The sequence below is a fragment of the Undibacterium paludis genome (genome assembly GCF_022568815.1).
Classification (GTDB): Bacteria; Pseudomonadota; Gammaproteobacteria; order Burkholderiales; family Burkholderiaceae_D; genus Undibacterium.
Map to the genome: position 1 here is coordinate 158,777 of NZ_JAKZHX010000002.1, position 16,678 is coordinate 175,454.

The window sequence follows — 16,678 nt, forward strand, 5'->3', positions numbered from 1 at the left end:
AAGCATATCGATTCATGCCATGTCAAAGCGCAAAGACTTCCTTTTCAAACTATCGTCAGCGAAATAATGCGGCAAAATCACCACACCGCCAATCTCACTTTTGTTTACTAATCAAGCTAAACTTCATCTTAACTTTCAAATTTTATTGGATCGCTGAATTTTTTTTTGTATAAACATCTCTGGGTGTAATGCGATGCCCAACGACATGCAGATGGTGGCTGTGTCGTTTAGTAAATCGTCGGAACTCTCACTAATTTGCGCTGTATGCAAATTGGGAAAACGAACAGATGCGGAGGGCCATCGCCTGTTCCAGGAGTGAAGAGAAACCTGCCATCGCCAGATAATAAGCCCGCCGTTGGGCATAACCAGGAGACATACATGAGCTTCAGAACCCGTTTCGCTTCACATCAGCACCGTTGTCGCGCAACACCTATCGCCATGGCGGTGGGTACCGCATTGTTGGCCTTTTCTACAGCACACGCGCAAACTGAACCGGTTAAAAAAGCAGTCGAAAAACCAACAGAGAAGCCGGTGGAAACAAATCAACCAGCTTCTGTGGTCGTGACCGGCTATCGCTATTCGATTGAGCAAAGCCTTGATCAAAAGCGTGCTGCCAACGCGATTGTTGAAGTGGTCACAGCCGAAGATGTCGGCAAATTTCCCGACAAGAATGTGGCCGACGCGTTGCAGCGTGTGCCAGGTGTAGTCGTTAACCGCAGCGGCGGCGAAGGCAAGAATGTCAGCGTACGCGGCCTGTCGTCAGAATTGACGCTGACACAATTGAATGGCAATTACATTGCGACAGCTGAATCCAACGGTGATCCTACGCGGTCCTTCAATTATATGCTGATGCCGTCGAATATGCTGTCGACCGCCGAGCTGTTCAAGACACCAGAAGCGCGCCTCGACGAAGGAGGTATTGGTGGCACCGTGATCCTGCGTACGCGTCGCCCGCTGGAAGTGAAGTCCAACAGCGGCTTTGTCTCGGCAGAAGGAACCTGGGCTGACACCAGCAAAAAGGTTGATGGTCAGTTCTCAGGTCAGTATGCGTGGCATGATGAAGACAATCGTCTGGGTGTGCTGGTCGGCTATACCCAGCAGAAGCGAACCACCCGCACCATGGGCGCCAGTACAGAAAACTGGCAGTGGTATGCTGATGATTATAAAGCCCACCCAGCAGTGGATGTCAATGGTGCGCCATCTGGCCTGAATTCGCGCTGGTGGGGGCAGTCTGGCTTTTACGATCAGAACGGCAAGTACTACAGTAATTTCATGATGCCGACGTCAGTCAATCTTGACGTCAAGAACGAAGATCGCGAACGCAAGGGTGGACAACTGACGCTGCAATTCAAACCAGAGCGTAACCTGACGTTGACTGCCAACTACTTCCGTTTTGATCTGTCGCAGAACTCGCAAACCAACACGCTGAAAATACCGGAATGGAACCTGGCGCGCTATGACGGCGACGGCAACTGGCCCGGAGGTCGCATGCTCGACGGCCTGACCTTCGACCGTAGTGGCACGATCGTCACCGGGGCCCAATACAGCGCACACGCAGGTAAGACTTACTACTGTAGTGGCAATGCGGCGGCGGCAGGTGGTATCAAGAATACCGGTGGTTTTGGTCCGGATGACTGCACCATCCCGACACCACAGATCACTGGTAGTTATAATCGCGAACGTTCGCTGTCGCAGACTGCAGATTTTGAAGCGGAGTGGCGTGGCAAATCGCTGGACGCAAGCTTCAAGGGCGGTCGTACCTGGGCCAGCGGCGGCCCGGAGATGCAGTTCACCATGCCAATCAAACCGCGCCTGCAAAACGCCGACAGCAGCTATACGTTGGGTAACTATGCCAGCTCCTGGAGTACGGTTGGGACTCCAACCATGACATTCTCACCTCAACTCATGGCGAACCTGCAAAAAGGAATCGGGGAAATCGATCTGGGCTCAACCTCATCGTCATGGACCAAGAACAGTACCGAACAAAAGTACGCGCAGGCCGATTTGACCTGGTATGCCGACGGCAACTGGCTTGATTCCTTGCAGTTTGGCGTCAAATACCGTGATGGTGGCACTCACCGTAGTACAGGAAACAATTACTGGGCTTGTAAAGGCACCGATGCAAGCAACTACGACAATCGTTACCAGGCTGGCTGCGATGCCAGCGCCTCCAGGTTCCAGCCTGGCTTTCTGTACCCCACGTCGCTGAACAATATAGTGGGTGGCTTCAGTGCCAGTGCATTCCCCGCGATTAATTTCCCGGCTTATATCGCATACCTGAATCAGACCTACGGGCAGATGCAGACTCGTAACGAAGACAACTTTGTGTATAACGTCAGCGAGAAGATTACTGCTGCTTATTTACAAGCCAATATCAAGACTGAGCGTCTGCGCGGAAATGTAGGCATGCGACTGGTGCAGACCAAGCAACATGCTGATTCGACTGATCAGGTTGACTATTATAACGATTATTTTTTCAATGGTACCAACGGCACGCCGGCACCATGTCGTGCGGGTGGCTTGCCAGCCAACGGCGCCCCAGCGGGTTCAGGTTGTGTGAGTGGCTATACGACGCTGCCAGATAGTATCGCGCGCAGTTCGTCGTTTGTGGTCAGTTCGCTTGATCGTAGCTATACAGATATATTGCCGAGCTTTAACCTGGCCTATGACCTCAGCGACAAACTGTTGCTGCGGGCAGCAGCCTCCAAGGTAGTAGCGCGGCCCGGCTATGGTGATATCGCTTCGCCCGGCAGCCTGAATTATTATAGCCAGGAGTATGTCAATGACCGTCGCTTGATTGGCGGTGGCGACCAGCAAGGCTGGTTCGGCCAGGGTAGTAACAAGGCGTTGGAACCATACAAGGCCACACAGTTCGACCTGGGTTTGGAATGGTACTTTCATCGCGGTTCAGTATTAGGTGCAGGTCTGTTCCGTAAAAACGTCAGCAACTTTGCAGTACCAGTCGTGCTGAGCATGCCGATGATTGTGGGTGGTAATACCGTGACGGTACAGAATTATTCCACCAGCGCTGGCGGTCGGGACGCAGTATCGCAAGGTATCGAGTTGTATGCACAGCATACGTTCAGTTCCGGCATAGGTTTTCAGTTCAACTATACGTACAATAATACTAACCAGGCTGCAATCACACTTTCGAATGGCAAGGAAATTGGCAAGTCACCGCTAGTTGGTAGCGCCAAGAATCAAACCAACCTCACTGTCTTTTACAGCAATGATCAATATCTGGTACGAGCATCGTACAACCGGCGTGGCGAAGTGGTTGGTGGTCTGGTCAATGGTTTGAATGTGTATCAGGAACCGTATAGTCAACTGGATCTGAATGCGGCCTACAACGTTAACAAACAACTGAGTCTGACCGCTTCGGTGCTTAACCTGACCCAGGAAGAGTCAAGTTCTCATCTCGGCAACGACACCAAGGACCGTTTTTACTCTAGTGGTTACGCTGGTCGGGTTGTGTACGTCGGTCTGAACTACAAGTTCTGAGTGCGCTGCCTCCCCGTGCCGCGAGGTAGGGGAGGTGTCATTACCGGCAGCCGCCAACTCTGCGGCTGCCGCCATCTTTTCTGGATGTCGCAATGACTACGAACAACAGGATCAGTAATATCACAATTATCGGTGGCGGCAGCGCGGGATGGATGGCTGCAACCGCATTGGCCACCTACCTGGGCAAGGGGGCTGCAATTCGTCTGATCGAGTCTGAGGAGATTGGCATCGTTGGCGTAGGTGAGGCCAGTGTTCCGCATATCAGGTTGTTCAACGGACAATGGCTGGGCATAGACGAAACCGAGTTTGTCAAACACACCCAAGCTACAGTCAAACTTGGTATTCAGTTCAATGACTGGGCGCGCATAGGCGACAGCTATATTCACGGCTTTGGTGCAATCGGTCGTTCACTGGGGCCGTTGCCGTTTCACCAGTTCTGGTTGAAACTGTTCCTGTCCGGGCGTGCCATGCCGATTGGTGATTATTCACCGCAAACAGTGATGGCGCCTCGCGGCAAGTTCGCGCCAGGCGACCAGAATGCGGCACCCAATTCACCGCTGGCCGACATCGCCTATGCCTATCATTTTGACGCCACTCTGTACGCACACTATTTGCGTGAACTGGCAGAAAACCGTGGTGTCCAGCGCATCGAAGGCAAGATTGTCGGTGTGAAGCAGCGCACCGGTGACGGCTTTGTCGAGTCGGTGACGATGGAAAACGGCATAGTTGTCGATGGCGAATTGTTCATCGATTGTTCCGGTTTTCGCGGACTGCTGATAGAGCAAACACTGAAGACTGGCTACATTGATTGGACACATTGGTTGCCGTGTGACCGTGCTCTGGCAGTACCCAGTGAAAATGTTGAACCGATTCCACCCTATACTCGCGCCACTGCATGCGCGGCCGGCTGGCAGTGGCGTATTCCGCTGCAGCAGCGTGTCGGCAATGGCTACGTGTATTCAAGCAAGCACATCGGGGATGAGGAAGCTGCTGTGACACTGCTGGCTAACCTGGATGGCAAAACACTGGCCGATCCACGCCAGTTGCGCTTCACTGCCGGCATGCGCAAGAAATTCTGGAAGAAGAATGTGGTGGCATTGGGACTGGCCAGCGGCTTTCTCGAGCCACTGGAGTCGACCAGCATTTACCTGGCGCAGTCCGGTATCACTCGCTTGCTGAGTCTGTTTCCCAAATGTGATTTCAATCCGCTGTTGGCTGAACGATATAATCGTGAATCCATGATTGAGTACGAGCGGATCCGTGATTTTCTGATCTTGCACTACCACGCGACAGAACGCAACGACACGCCATTCTGGAACGATTGTCGCACGATGCCTGTCCCGGACAGCTTGAGGGAAGCCATCGAACTATTCCGTTACGACGGGCGCTATTTTCGTAACGGTGAAGATTTTTTTGCGTTACCTAGCTGGGTTCAGGTAATGCTGGGGCAGCGTATCGTACCACAAGCTTACCATCCGATCGTCGACGAGATGCCTGAAAGCAGACTGGTTGAATTTGTGGAAGGTATGCGCACGACACTGGAGCACGCTGCAGCCGTTATGCCTACGCACCAGCAGTGGATAGAGAGGTACTGGAAAGCATAAGACCTAGAGCCGGCGCGCAGAGATCAACTTCCTTTTGGCCTCGAGTGATTGGCTTCCCTTTCCCAAAGCCGTCGTTAGGGTACCAATCGGCCGTTAGGCATTATGAAGTGGAGTGGGGTGGTTTCTTGCCAGCTACCGTAAAATATCGTCCGGCCGCCTCATCGATCATGCTGAGAAGCGTGCTGTCAACACCTTGCGGCAGGGGCACCCATTAGCTGTCCACTGTCAATTCAGCTAGCAAACGAACACCTGCGCAGTCTTGCACCGTCGTGCCCAGGCATGCAATTGTTCTTGTTCTTCTGCGCCCAACACCAACTCCGCTTCCGGTCTGCCAGCCATGTCGTTCTCGTTGTGAAAACTTATATGTATCGGACAACTGAACCAGAAATTAATTCAACGAATTTCTAACTCAGGGTACTAGCGACCAATGAGTAGGCTCTGTGCTCTTCTCGTGTCTTTCTGATTTTCTCAGCTTAAAAAAACTGAAGTATCGTCAAACTAAGTATCAATTCATATATGGGACGGTTTGGACGCTTACGCTGCTGTGCGATAGTGCCGGTTTCAGACCATAGACGGGATGACCACGGAGGTTGAAAAACTGTACGTCAAGGGGGCTTGGTTTAGATGATGGCTTGGCGCGACTGTTTTTGTTTTCTTACTCTCTACAAATGATGCTAATCGTATTATAATGAAATTGTAACTACATACAACCTTGCTCGATGACGGACACAGTTCTGGAGTCATATCTAATGATTAATGCTGCGCATAACATGTTCCTGTATTGACGCAGTTAAATCGCGTGTGTAGTGCGGTTAGCAATCCGTGTCTGTTCCTTGCAAGATACTGTTTGTTTTTTTTAATGATCGTTTTACTGTATTGGACAATATTATGAGCGCTCTGCCTTCATGCCCCAAATGTCATTCTGAATTCACATACGAGGATGGAGATCAATTTATCTGTCCCGAATGCGCTTACGAATGGAGCAAACAGGTGGCAGCCGAGTCGATGGCGGAAAGCACCAGGATTTATCGCGATTCAGCTGGCAACATTCTCCAGGATGGAGATACTGTGACAGTCATAAAGGACTTAAAATTAAAAGGTGCGGGCGGAGTTGTGAAGATGGGTACAAAAGTAAAAAACATTCGCCTTGTCGATAGTGATCACGATATTGATTGCAAGATTGACGGTTTTGGTGCGATGAGTTTGAAGTCAGAGTTTGTGAAAAAGGTTTGATATTCTGTAATATTGCTGATACTTGCTATTGTACCCATTCTGGATCATGTGTTTATTCGCTTCAAATAAATTAAAATTTCAGTAACCAGAAAATGGGGCGATCCAATGCTGGAAGTGGCGCGCAAAATTACTTCTTTAACCCACCGACTTTGGTTTTTGTGCTGTATTCAACGCCATTGCGCTCCATGTATTCACGCATTAATTGTCGAATTACTTGTGATGGCGTCAAATCTTGGCTTGCGCATAAATTTTCGAAAGCTTTTTTCTTTACTGGGTCGACCAACACTGTGAGCCTGGCTGTCTTATTTTCCATAAATAACCTATATCTTTAGTAACGATGTATTATAATTTAATTATAATGATTTTTGAGTTTTTTTTAATACGAATTCAATAAAACTCAATTGACCAGAAAATTTGTACTTATTGCAACGTACAACGCATCATTTTTTGGGGCTCTTTAGGAGTATTAGTTTCGATTTGACCTGACAGTTGGTCCTTGCAAAAGGAGAGATTGAGCTTCCCCTGAAATGATGGTGAACTAATTACCGAGGGAAGCTCAGTTGAACCAGCGAGCGGTAACCTAATGTTGAGTGCTGGCGGGTTCGATTATAAAACACTTCAATATATTCAAAGCTTGCTGCCTTCAGTGCGTCATGGGTTGCGTAACGAATTCCATGGTAACGCTCATTCTTGAAACTATTAAACCAGCTCTCGGTGGGCGCATTATCCCAGCCATTTCCTTTGCGGCTGATGGTACATCGTAGTTGGTGAGCCGGCCCAATACGCGCCCGGTGTTACGGGATGTGGATTATTTCCATGAACAGGCAGTAGTACTGGTACCGACAGGTTTTGTCGTCGACACTCAGCCGGACCCGGACTATGCAGCCCGGTTCAGACTGAAAGTCCCGGACAAGACACAGATCATGTAATCAGTTAATTTTGAGCCGTTTCAGACAATAAAAAGTGGGCTGGAAATGTTATCCAGCCCACGATATAAAATTAACAAATTTACGTAATTTCATAAGGCATATAATTACGCATAATTTATATTATGTAAAATAAACTACGCGCATGGCGCTGCAAATTGCTAGAAATTATAGCGTCCACAAAACAAGCAGCTTTCCAGCAGTTTTCTTGACCCTTGTTGAATATTTCAATTCAATCACTCCCCCCTCAGAACGGATTTCTGTCACAAATGACATCAACTTGTAGTGATCCGCTTTTGGGAACAACTTTGTGCAAACGAACGGTATATGGAATCATCACTGGCCACGGTGTACACAATCTGTCAGCAAGTTGTCGGTCGGCAACTCGGACAAAATGAGAACAACGCTTTATACGAAGCCCAGATGCTGGTTGCATGATTTTTTTTGGGGGCTTCGTTATAGAATACTTTACATTAACTATGGATGATAATTAATTGAATTATTGAAATTTTAATCCTTGAATTCAACACGATCTATGATGTGATTTTGCCTGTCTTGATAATTCATGTTGATAATTTCAAATAGAATTTATATTCTATTTGCATGGTCAGACTCGCAAAATATACAGAAAACAATTTTATTGACAGTGCTATCGACATTGCTGCGCAATGTGGTGTCGCCTCCGTTTCCATGTCGGCTATTGCAGTCAAGGTGGGGGCGCCTATAGGCTCTGTATATCATCGCTTTGATTCGCGTAGTGCGATACTGGCGCGAGCCTGGTTAAAAGTGAAGTCTGATTTCAGACGGGAAGTCGCTCAATTCTGGGAACAGGGCAATACTTGGCCTGCTGTTCTTGCGTTATTAAACTGGTGTCGCAACAAACCTGCCTATGCCAGGTTTTTGCTGCAATTTGAAGACTTCCCTGACTTTGGCGGGGCACTGCCTGCTGAATTGAAGGCACAACTTGAAGCCGAACAAGCTGAACTGGATGTTTGCTTTGAACGCTGTGCTGGCATATTTGAATGCGATACTGAAATCACCAGACATCATTTACGCTTTGCGCTGATTGACGCACCAATTGCGATCGTTAAACCCTATCTGTCTCAAAATCAGGAAATCCCTGTCAATGTCGAAACCATTCTACGAGCTTCACATGACGCCGTATGTGCTTTGAACATGACATCCATCAATTAAGATAATGCGCTACTCCACTCAAACTGATTACGGCAAGCCCATCCCTTTGCATGATGAGGATGGATTCATTGCCATGCGTGCAGCCGGCAGGATTGCTGCTGATACCCTGGATTTCATTACGCCTCACGTCAAGCCTGGCGTGTCGACTGCAGCACTGGACGCGTTATGTGAAGAGTTTATGCGTGCTGCTGGCAGTGTGCCGGCGACGATAGGCTATCACGGTTATCAGCATGCGAGCTGTATCTCGGTCAATCATGTGGTGACGCACGGTGTCCCATCTGCAAACAAAATTTTGCGTGAAGGTGATATCGTCAATATTGATGTAACCCCTTTATTTAATGGCTGGCATGGAGACAGCAGTCGCACTTTTGAAGTGGGCGCAGTTTCTGTTCTGGCTGGACGTCTGGTCAAAACGGCATATGAAGCAATGATGGTGGGAGTACGCACAGTTCGTCCGGGCGCGACTCTGGGTGATGTGGGCGCTGCGATCGAAGCTGTCGCGCGCGCTGCCCGCTACACTTCAGTGCGGGATTTTTGCGGGCATGGTGTCGGCCGTGTATTTCATGACGCACCGCAGGTGCTGCATTTTGGAAAAGCTGGTACTGGCGTAGTTCTCGAGCCGGGGATGATTTTTACCATTGAACCCATGCTCAACGCTGGTAAAAGAGATGTGAAGACTTTGGGCGACAATTGGACTACCATTACCAAAGACCACTCCTTGTCGGCACAGTTTGAACATTCTGTTGGTGTTACCGAAACCGGCGTTGAAATTTTTACGTCGTCAGCACTGGAGCGTCAGGCTTGATTTTGTAAAGCACGACCTGGCTGTCCACATGGATCGCCAAGCCAGGGCTTGATAATGCACCTGCCCCCTCTTCCCTGTCATTTTCCCTGATCTGCAATTTATACAGGCGATAGGTCGTGCCTTTCGTTTTTTTTGATATTGTTTTTGATATTATATGTATCGTACGATACATTCTTTAAATGAAAATAAACAAAATCAAACCTACTGCTGAGTTTTATGGCCGCTTACAGCATGCCTATGAGCATTTCAATGCTATGCTCTTCAACAGTGCCCTGCCCCACTGCCTGATTACCGTCCAGCGTGAAAAGAACACCATGGGCTATTTTTCGGCGGTACGCTGGAGTACTGACGGCAATAATGATGTGCATGAGATCGCGCTGAACCCCGGTTATTTTGCAAATCGCAAGTTGATGGAAGTATTCCAGACCCTGGTGCACGAGCAATGCCATCTCTGGCAACATGAATTTGGATCTCCCAGCCGGACTGGCTACCATAATTGGGAATGGTCAGAGAAAATGGAGGCCATAGGCTTGATGCCAAGCTCTACCGGCCAGGCTGGTGGTGACAGGGTGGGGCAAAAGATGTCGGATTATGTCATCGAAGATGGCTTGTTCAAACAGGCTGCGCTAGCCCTGGTCGCTTCTGGTTACCACTTCAAATGGGTGGATCGCTGGGTTGCCAAGCAAGAGCAAATCGTGAATTCGGAACTGTCGGTGGCGCAGGATGCGCCGGAATTGATACTGCCCATCTCAAGCGCAGAAAAATTATTGAATGCCCCGATGGCGCAGCTCATCCCTAATTTTCAGCATCAGGTGCAAGATACAGATTGGCAAAAAGCCAGGTCAAAAACAAAATACTCGTGTCCCGGCTGTTTGGCCAACCTCTGGGGTAAGCCCGATCTTCGTGTGCGATGCGAAGATTGTGACATGCTTTTTTTGACTGAATAGAGTCAGGTCATCATAACTGATCATTCTGACTCTGATAGTCACTATGCGAAAAAATCATGGCTTAATAGTGTCGCTGAACAAGCAAGTTGGTCTGTCATCAATGACTTTGTAGTTGTCCGGCATTTACTTCTGTATCAATAGCCTGCGCATGGCAGACAAGGTGTTGCGCTGCACACCATGTTCGTCAAAGTTTTCCGGATTTAACCACGCTGTAAACGCCCGATCCAAAGCTGGCCACTCAGTGTCTATGACAGAAAACCATGCTGTATCCCGACTACGGCCCTTATAGACGATGGCCTGACGAAATATCCCCTCATACTGAAAACCAAGACGTGCAGCAGACTTGCGTGATGGCTCGTTGAGGCTGTCACATTTCCATTCATAGCGCCGATACCCCAGGTCTTCGAATGCGTATTTCATGAGCAGGTATTGCGCCTCGGTAGAAACTGGGGTGCGTTTCAAGTCGGGAGAAAATGCGACACTACCGACCTCAATAACGCCGTGGGCAGGATCAATACGCATCAATGCCATGGTGCCGACGGCATGTCCGGTCTTCAGGTCTATGACAGCAAAATGAAGGGGATCGGCACTTGCCGCTGCATTTTCTGCGAATGCCCGGTAATTCTCTTCATCGGTGAACGGCCCGACGAACAGGTATGTCCAGTCACGATCGTCAACTGCTTTGCTGTATGCGGCATACAGATCCTTTGTATGGCGCGCTGCATCCAGCGGTTCAAGGCGACAATAGCGCCCTTCCATGACGACGTGCTGTGGACGTGGCCGGGCTACCCAGTCGGGTACGGGAGTGCCGATGGGTTGTTGATATTCATTCAATCTAGTCGTCATGTCTTGCCTTTATCGCCATGTAGTCAGCAAAATGCTGATTCCTGCATATATGGTAAGTGGGCTCTACCGATATTTAAAGTGCCAAATTCATGATATTTCAGAATGCCAAATCTTTAACGTGTTAAAGCAAAGTGTGAATAGGTTCAGATAATCTTCACAGGTGGGATATCGGTAGCAAAATCGTATTGCTGAAAGTCGTAAAAAATTCTCAAATGCAAAAGCAACCGGAATTGTTGTTCAATGTATGAATTTGCAAAAAAAAATTTATTCCTCAATTTTGAATTTATCAAAATGGTAAACTGGTTTCTTTAGTTGTGATTTCTCAACACGAGGAAGTATTTGGCAATATTGCGCCAGATTTAGCCTATATTTAGTGACCTTTCTCTTTTAGATTTTTTATGCATTCGTTTAGCAGCACCATAGCAAGTTCAGATATTTTATACGGCGAGCAAAAACCTGATTTTTTACGCGAAGAAGTATTGGCAGATTTACTGGAAGCCAGCGCATTGGCTTATCCAGACAAGACTGCACTTATTTATGCGGAACAATCACTGAGTTATCGCCAGTTAAACGACAATGCAGACCGGGTGGCGTCAATATTGATTGCCGCCGGCGCAGGCCCGGGAAAAATTGTTGGTTTATGGCTGCCGCGCGGCATCAATTTATTGATCATGCAGGCGGCTATCGCCAAATCTGGTGCTGCCTGGTTGCCATTTGATGCTGATACTCCCATAGATCGCATTGCTGTTTGTCTCAATGATGCCAATGCGATCGGCATATTGAGCTGCAGGGCACTTAAAACTTCATTGGATGAGTTGAGTTGCCAGAAATGGCTGGCCGAAGATGCGCTTGCCCAGACTGAACAAGTGCTGATGCGTCGTAGCGCAGTTAAAGGCACGGACCCGGCTTACGTGATTTATACATCTGGCTCTACCGGCAAGCCCAAAGGCATTCTGGTGAATCAGGCCAGCATCTGTCATTTCTTGCGCAGTGAAAATCACGTACTAGGCATACGTCATGAAGATCGCGTTTATCAGGGTTTTTCACTGGCGTTTGATATGTCCTTTGAAGAAATCTGGATTAGCTATCTGGTTGGCGCCACCCTATGGCTGGCCCCCAGGGAAATTACTGCTGACCCCGATGCTTTGCCTGTTGCTTTGAATGAAAACAATATTAGCGTCTTGCATGCGGTACCCACCCTGCTCGCCTTGTTCAGTCACGAAGTGGATAGCCTGAGGTTGATCAATCTTGGGGGGGAAATGTGTCCTGAAGTGCTGGTCAAGCGCTGGTCGCGTCCCGGACGGCAAATGTTCAACACCTATGGTCCGACCGAAGCCAGTGTATCTGCCAGCCTGGCGCAACTCCAGCCGGATAAGGCAGTGAACATAGGCCGGCCTTTGCCAAATTACTCTCTGCTGGTGATTGCTACTGATGTTGAAAACGGCTTGCGTCTGTTGCCAGCAGGTGAAACGGGCGAGTTGTGTATTTCCGGGCCTGGTGTAGCTATCGGCTATCTGGGGCGGCCGGACCTGACTGCTGAAAAATTCCTGACTAATCCTTGGGCTCGTAATGAATTTGAGCAACGCCTGTATCGTACTGGCGACCTGGCCTGTTTCAATGCTGATGGTACGGTGCAGTGCCTGGGACGTGCCGATGACCAGGTCAAGATACGTGGTTTCAGGGTTGAGCTTGGGGAAATTGAATCGGTACTGGCAAAACAGAGTGGCGTCGGTGCAGTTGCCGTGGTGCTGCGTAAAGATGATGATATCGACCAGATCATTGCCTTTGTCGTCAATGATGCGTTACCGGCCGACAGCGGTGTAACTGCTTTTGCGAAGCACGCAACAGAGTTGCGCGCTGCCTTGTCCAAGGTATTGCCTGTGTACATGGTACCTGCCAGGTTCGAGTATTTATCTGAGATGCCAAGACTGACATCGGGAAAAATAGACCGTAATACACTCAAGAAAGTCGAATTGCTCAAGCAGGCGCCCAATACGGCATCTGATACTGCTGAAAACCAAACGGAAGAAATTTTGTTTGCTGCTCTGGCCAGCCTTTTCCCAGGGCAGCCGATACAAAGAACATCAGATTTTTTTGCAGATCTTGGTGGCCATTCGCTGATGGCTGCAAAACTGGTTTCGCTGTTACGCAAGCATCCGCGTTTTGCCTATTTCAGGATCAGTGATGTTTACACGCAGCGTAGTGTTGTCAACCTGACTGCTGTGCTGGAATCGACCGGCCAGGCACAGGATGCTGCGAGTGCTGAAAGCAAGACCGTGCGTGTACAAACGCCGGAGTGGAAGCGCTGGCTCTGTGGCCTGGGCCAGGCTTTTGCCATCCCATGGCTGGTGGCCATGCGTATGGTGCAGTGGCTGGCGCCCTTTTTTGCCTATCACTTTCTGACTGGTGATCCCGAAGATTCGATTGCCAGGGCAGTTTTACTGTCGGTCGGTGTTTTCCTGCTGTTGACTTTGCTTGAGTTCGCTTTTGCCATTTTAGGCAAATGGCTGATCGCCGGTCGTTTGAAACCTGGTCGCTATCCTTTGTGGGGTTGGACTTATTATCGCTGGTGGCTGGCTGACAGGCTGGTGGAGGCAGCACCGGCCTATATGCTCAGCGGCTCGTCTTTGTATTCTTTATGGTTGCGTGCGCTCGGTGCCAAAATAGGCAGTGATGTCATCATAGGTTCAATGACACTGCGCGCGCCTGATTTATTAAATATTGGTGATCGCTGTAATATCGGTAATGCCTGTAATTTTGAAAATGCGCGTGTACAAAATGGAGAACTCTTGCTTGGCGTGATAACGCTGAACGATGAGGCTTATGTGGGCTCATATTCTGTACTGGAAGGCAATGTGCATATAGAAGCTGGCGGCCACCTGGAAGGCCAGTCTGCCTTGAGTGACGGACAGCGCATTCCATCATCGAGAATATGGAAAGGCTCCCCGGCCAGGGATGCAGGCTCGTTTGATCCGTCACTCTTTCCACCTAGGCCGGAGGTTTCACGCTTGCGTCTGCTTGGTGAATTGGTGTTCTTTATATTTGGCTCCTTGCTGATCAGCGCCTTGTTTTTCATGCCGGTCTTCCCCAGTTTTGTGACGATAGACTGGTTTGATAATTCTGAGCTTTTCCCTGCCTTACAGAGCAATTCTGTCATTTTTCAGCTGGCCAAGTACTTTTTGCTGGCATTTCCTGCGACGGCTGTGCTGATTGTGTGTACCGCCCTGTTGTCTGCCGGCATACGCTGGAGTGTTTTGCCAACCTTGAAACCGGGTCAATACCCTGTACATGGCAATACTTATTGCGGCAAATGGCTGGTCAATCAAATCCAGGAATCCAGCCTGAATGTCTTGCATGGCGTCTATGCCACCGTGTATGCGCCATTCTGGTATCGCCTGCTGGGCGCCAAAGTCGGACGCGGCGCTGAAATTTCAACAGCACTTGGCGTGGTGCCAGATATGCTGACCCTGGGTGATGAGACGTTTATCGCTGATGCAGTCTTGCTTGGTGACGAACAAATTGATTGCGGCTGGATGACGATGCATCCGACAGTGATTTCGCGCCGCAGTTTTGTCGGCAACGGTGCCTATGTACCGGATGGCACGATTTTGCCTGAGAATGTACTGATAGGCGTGCATACGAGCGTGCCTGATAATCATCAAATGCGCGAAGGCGATACATGGCTTGGCTCACCGGCAATCAATTTGCCTGCCCGTGAAGAGGTCAAAGGCTTCCCGGAAAACCTGACTTTCAGCCCATCGCCAATACGCAGGTTGGGACGTGGATTGATCGAGGCTTTCCGCATCATTGCGCCGCATGCGATGGTGATTGCCGTCGGTTATACCATCGTCCTGGATTTGATACCGCTGGCCGGCGATGATCGTTGGGGCGAGGTCTTGTACTATCTGGTAGTGGCCGGTTTGTTGTATGGCATTGGTAGTTTTGCCTTTGTGCTGGCATTGAAATGGCTGTTGATTTTCCGTTACAAAAAAAGCAGTGTACCCATGTGGACGCCGTTTGTCTGGATATCAGAAGGCATTACCAATTTGTATGAAGGGATAGCCGTCCCCAATTTCATGCGCTATTTACGTGGCACACCCTGGCTACCTTTGGTATTCAACCTGCTTGGTACCAGGATAGGCCGAGGCGTTTACATGGATACCACAGATATCACTGAATTTGATTGCGTCAGTATCGGCGACTATAGCGAAATCAATGCCCTGGCTTGTCCGCAGACACATCTGTTTGAGGACAGGGTCATGAAAATCGACCATGTCAGTATCGGTGAGCGTGTGTATATGGGGCCACGCAGTTCGGTCTTGTATAGTGCAGTTGTGGCTGATGATGCCAGCCTGGGAGCGATGACATTGGTCATGAAAGGGGAATATATCCCTGTCAACTCCAGCTGGCGGGGTTGCCCGGCTGCCATGACAAATGCCTGAAGCTTGATAAGTGACAGGATTTTCTGCCCGGTTATTGAAAACAAGGCCCGGACAGATACGTAAATGTCCTTGCCAAATCTGACAGCCAGCAGACCCAAGTTCTTCACTTTTCTGGCTTACCTGGCTTGTGCTGTCTGAGTACTTGTCCTATCAGTGCAGTGCCAGGTGCTTCCCGCCCGCCTGGCCCTGCTTCAAACGAGATATTGTCAAGCCGCATTTTTTCGCCACATATTGCACAGTGCGGTACTGCATTGCTCACATGCTGGCAACTTGCATGACGTATATGTAAAGGTTTTAATCCTCCTGGCGCACGCCATTTATCCCCCCAGGCCGTCAATGCCAGTAATACCGGGTATAGGTCCCTACCCTGCTCAGTCAGGGTGTAGCGCCAGACCCGTTTGTCCTGCAAATCGGTATGCCGTTCTACGATGCCCTGCTCCAGCAGACGCTTGAGACGGGCTGTCAAGACGTTCGACGCCAGGCCGAGGTTACGCTGGATTTCATCAAAACGCTCAAATCCCAGGAACAGGTCACGCAAAATCAGCAGTGTCCACCACTCGCCGACAACCTCCAACGTGCGTGAAATGGAACATGAAAAATCGGCAAAGGAACTACGCTCCATAATTTGTCTTGCTTGATGCAAGTAAATTGTTTATATTACTTGCATTATGCCAGTGAAAGTCAGCCATGTATGCTTATATCGTAGAGAGAAAATTGCGCAAGGTCTTTGCCGCCATCAGCGAAGGTAATGCCCTGCCCATGCTGAACAGCCTTGCTGCCACCTTCGTTTACCGTTTTGAAGGGGATTCGCCAATTTCTGGTTTGCGCAATTCACAGACCTCGATGGCTTTATGGTGGCAGCGCTTATATCGGCTTTTCCCGGGTTTGCGCTTTGTGGTCAGGGAGGTTGCGGTGCAAGGTCCGCCCTGGAATACTCGTATCCATGTGATGATGGACTTTATCGTGCCACATGAACCAGATGGGCCTTACCGGAATATTGTGATGCAGTTCATGCGTATGCAATGGGGCAAAATTTCATATATCCATACGCTGGAAGATACACAACGCTGTGCCCGTTACCTGGCCTGGAGCGCATCACAAGGATGTGAAGAAGCGTTGGCTGGCCCGATTACAGACAAACTTTGGCCAGAGGCAGGACCTTTTCTGCATGGCTGATGCT

Annotated in this window: 11 protein-coding genes and 2 pseudogenes; 9 read left to right on the forward strand and 4 right to left on the reverse strand. The window is 49.4% G+C overall.

Going from position 1 to position 16,678, the window contains the following annotated elements:
• Positions 1–378: 378 nt before the first annotated feature.
• The 3 genes from LZ463_RS05315 (at position 379) to LZ463_RS05325 (ending at position 6,338) form a co-directional block, all read left to right on the forward strand.
• The gene (locus LZ463_RS05315) at positions 379–3,501 is read left to right on the forward strand and encodes a TonB-dependent receptor (protein ID WP_241454555.1); all 3,123 of its coding nucleotides are present in this window, start codon (positions 379–381) and stop codon (positions 3,499–3,501) included.
• A 92-nt stretch (positions 3,502–3,593) separates the two neighbouring features.
• Positions 3,594–5,105, forward strand: a complete 1,512-nt coding sequence (locus LZ463_RS05320; RefSeq protein ID WP_241454557.1) for a tryptophan halogenase family protein — start codon at positions 3,594–3,596, stop codon at positions 5,103–5,105.
• Positions 5,106–5,993: 888 nt separating this feature from the next.
• A complete protein-coding gene (locus LZ463_RS05325) occupies positions 5,994–6,338 on the forward strand; it encodes a zinc ribbon domain-containing protein YjdM (protein WP_241454558.1) in 345 nt (114 codons plus the stop codon).
• A 127-nt stretch (positions 6,339–6,465) separates the two neighbouring features.
• Here the strand turns inward: LZ463_RS05325 and LZ463_RS05330 are convergent, their stop codons facing one another.
• Both LZ463_RS05330 and LZ463_RS05335 read right to left on the reverse strand, forming a co-directional pair.
• Positions 6,466–6,651: a CopG family transcriptional regulator gene (locus LZ463_RS05330; protein ID WP_241454559.1), complete on the reverse strand. Its 186-nt coding sequence runs from the start codon at positions 6,649–6,651 to the stop codon at positions 6,466–6,468.
• 229 nt (positions 6,652–6,880) lie between these two features.
• Positions 6,881–7,099, reverse strand: a pseudogene (locus tag LZ463_RS05335) (IS3 family transposase); the annotation flags it as partial.
• Positions 7,100–7,105: 6 nt separating this feature from the next.
• Here LZ463_RS05335 and LZ463_RS05340 point away from each other — a divergent pair.
• The 4 genes from LZ463_RS05340 (at position 7,106) to LZ463_RS05355 (ending at position 10,210) form a co-directional block, all read left to right on the forward strand.
• Positions 7,106–7,267 carry a hypothetical protein gene (locus LZ463_RS05340; protein ID WP_241454560.1) on the forward strand — a complete coding sequence of 54 codons (162 nt, stop codon included), beginning with the start codon at positions 7,106–7,108 and terminating at the stop codon, positions 7,265–7,267.
• Positions 7,268–7,867: 600 nt separating this feature from the next.
• Positions 7,868–8,458 (forward strand): TetR/AcrR family transcriptional regulator, encoded by a 591-nt coding sequence (locus tag LZ463_RS05345; RefSeq protein ID WP_241454561.1) that lies wholly within the window; start codon positions 7,868–7,870, stop codon positions 8,456–8,458.
• 4 nt (positions 8,459–8,462) lie between these two features.
• A complete protein-coding gene (gene map / locus LZ463_RS05350; protein ID WP_241454562.1) occupies positions 8,463–9,263 on the forward strand; it encodes a type I methionyl aminopeptidase in 801 nt (266 codons plus the stop codon).
• Positions 9,264–9,442: 179 nt separating this feature from the next.
• A complete protein-coding gene (locus tag LZ463_RS05355) occupies positions 9,443–10,210 on the forward strand; it encodes a SprT-like domain-containing protein (RefSeq protein WP_241454563.1) in 768 nt (255 codons plus the stop codon).
• 144 nt (positions 10,211–10,354) lie between these two features.
• Here LZ463_RS05355 and LZ463_RS05360 read toward each other — a convergent pair.
• A pseudogene (locus LZ463_RS05360) lies at positions 10,355–11,056 on the reverse strand (GNAT family N-acetyltransferase); the annotation flags it as partial.
• Positions 11,057–11,454: 398 nt separating this feature from the next.
• Between LZ463_RS05360 and LZ463_RS05365 the strand changes: the two are divergent.
• Positions 11,455–15,498, forward strand: coding sequence for a Pls/PosA family non-ribosomal peptide synthetase (locus tag LZ463_RS05365; RefSeq protein ID WP_241454564.1), 4,044 nt, complete (start codon positions 11,455–11,457; stop codon positions 15,496–15,498).
• A 103-nt stretch (positions 15,499–15,601) separates the two neighbouring features.
• Here the strand turns inward: LZ463_RS05365 and LZ463_RS05370 are convergent, their stop codons facing one another.
• On the reverse strand, positions 15,602–16,120 hold the full coding sequence (locus LZ463_RS05370) for a winged helix-turn-helix transcriptional regulator (RefSeq protein WP_241454565.1): 519 nt from the start codon (positions 16,118–16,120) through the stop codon (positions 15,602–15,604).
• Between the two features lie 65 nt (positions 16,121–16,185).
• Between LZ463_RS05370 and LZ463_RS05375 the strand changes: the two genes are divergently transcribed.
• Positions 16,186–16,674: a nuclear transport factor 2 family protein gene (locus tag LZ463_RS05375; RefSeq protein ID WP_241454566.1), complete on the forward strand. Its 489-nt coding sequence runs from the start codon at positions 16,186–16,188 to the stop codon at positions 16,672–16,674.
• Positions 16,675–16,678 lie beyond the last annotated feature (4 nt).

Bases quoted from the DNA above. Each gene is read 5' to 3' on its own strand.
- LZ463_RS05315 (WP_241454555.1), top strand. From the start codon at position 379: ATGAGCTTCAGAACCCGTTTCGCTTCACATCAGCACCGTTGTCGCGCA.
- LZ463_RS05370 (WP_241454565.1), bottom strand. From the start codon at position 16,120: ATGGAGCGTAGTTCCTTTGCCGATTTTTCATGTTCCATTTCACGCACG.
- LZ463_RS05345 (WP_241454561.1), top strand. From the start codon at position 7,868: ATGGTCAGACTCGCAAAATATACAGAAAACAATTTTATTGACAGTGCT.
- LZ463_RS05355 (WP_241454563.1), top strand. From the start codon at position 9,443: ATGAAAATAAACAAAATCAAACCTACTGCTGAGTTTTATGGCCGCTTA.
- LZ463_RS05365 (WP_241454564.1), top strand. From the start codon at position 11,455: ATGCATTCGTTTAGCAGCACCATAGCAAGTTCAGATATTTTATACGGC.
- LZ463_RS05375 (WP_241454566.1), top strand. From the start codon at position 16,186: ATGTATGCTTATATCGTAGAGAGAAAATTGCGCAAGGTCTTTGCCGCC.
- map (WP_241454562.1), top strand. From the start codon at position 8,463: ATGCGCTACTCCACTCAAACTGATTACGGCAAGCCCATCCCTTTGCAT.
- LZ463_RS05320 (WP_241454557.1), top strand. From the start codon at position 3,594: ATGACTACGAACAACAGGATCAGTAATATCACAATTATCGGTGGCGGC.
- LZ463_RS05325 (WP_241454558.1), top strand. From the start codon at position 5,994: ATGAGCGCTCTGCCTTCATGCCCCAAATGTCATTCTGAATTCACATAC.
- LZ463_RS05330 (WP_241454559.1), bottom strand. From the start codon at position 6,651: ATGGAAAATAAGACAGCCAGGCTCACAGTGTTGGTCGACCCAGTAAAG.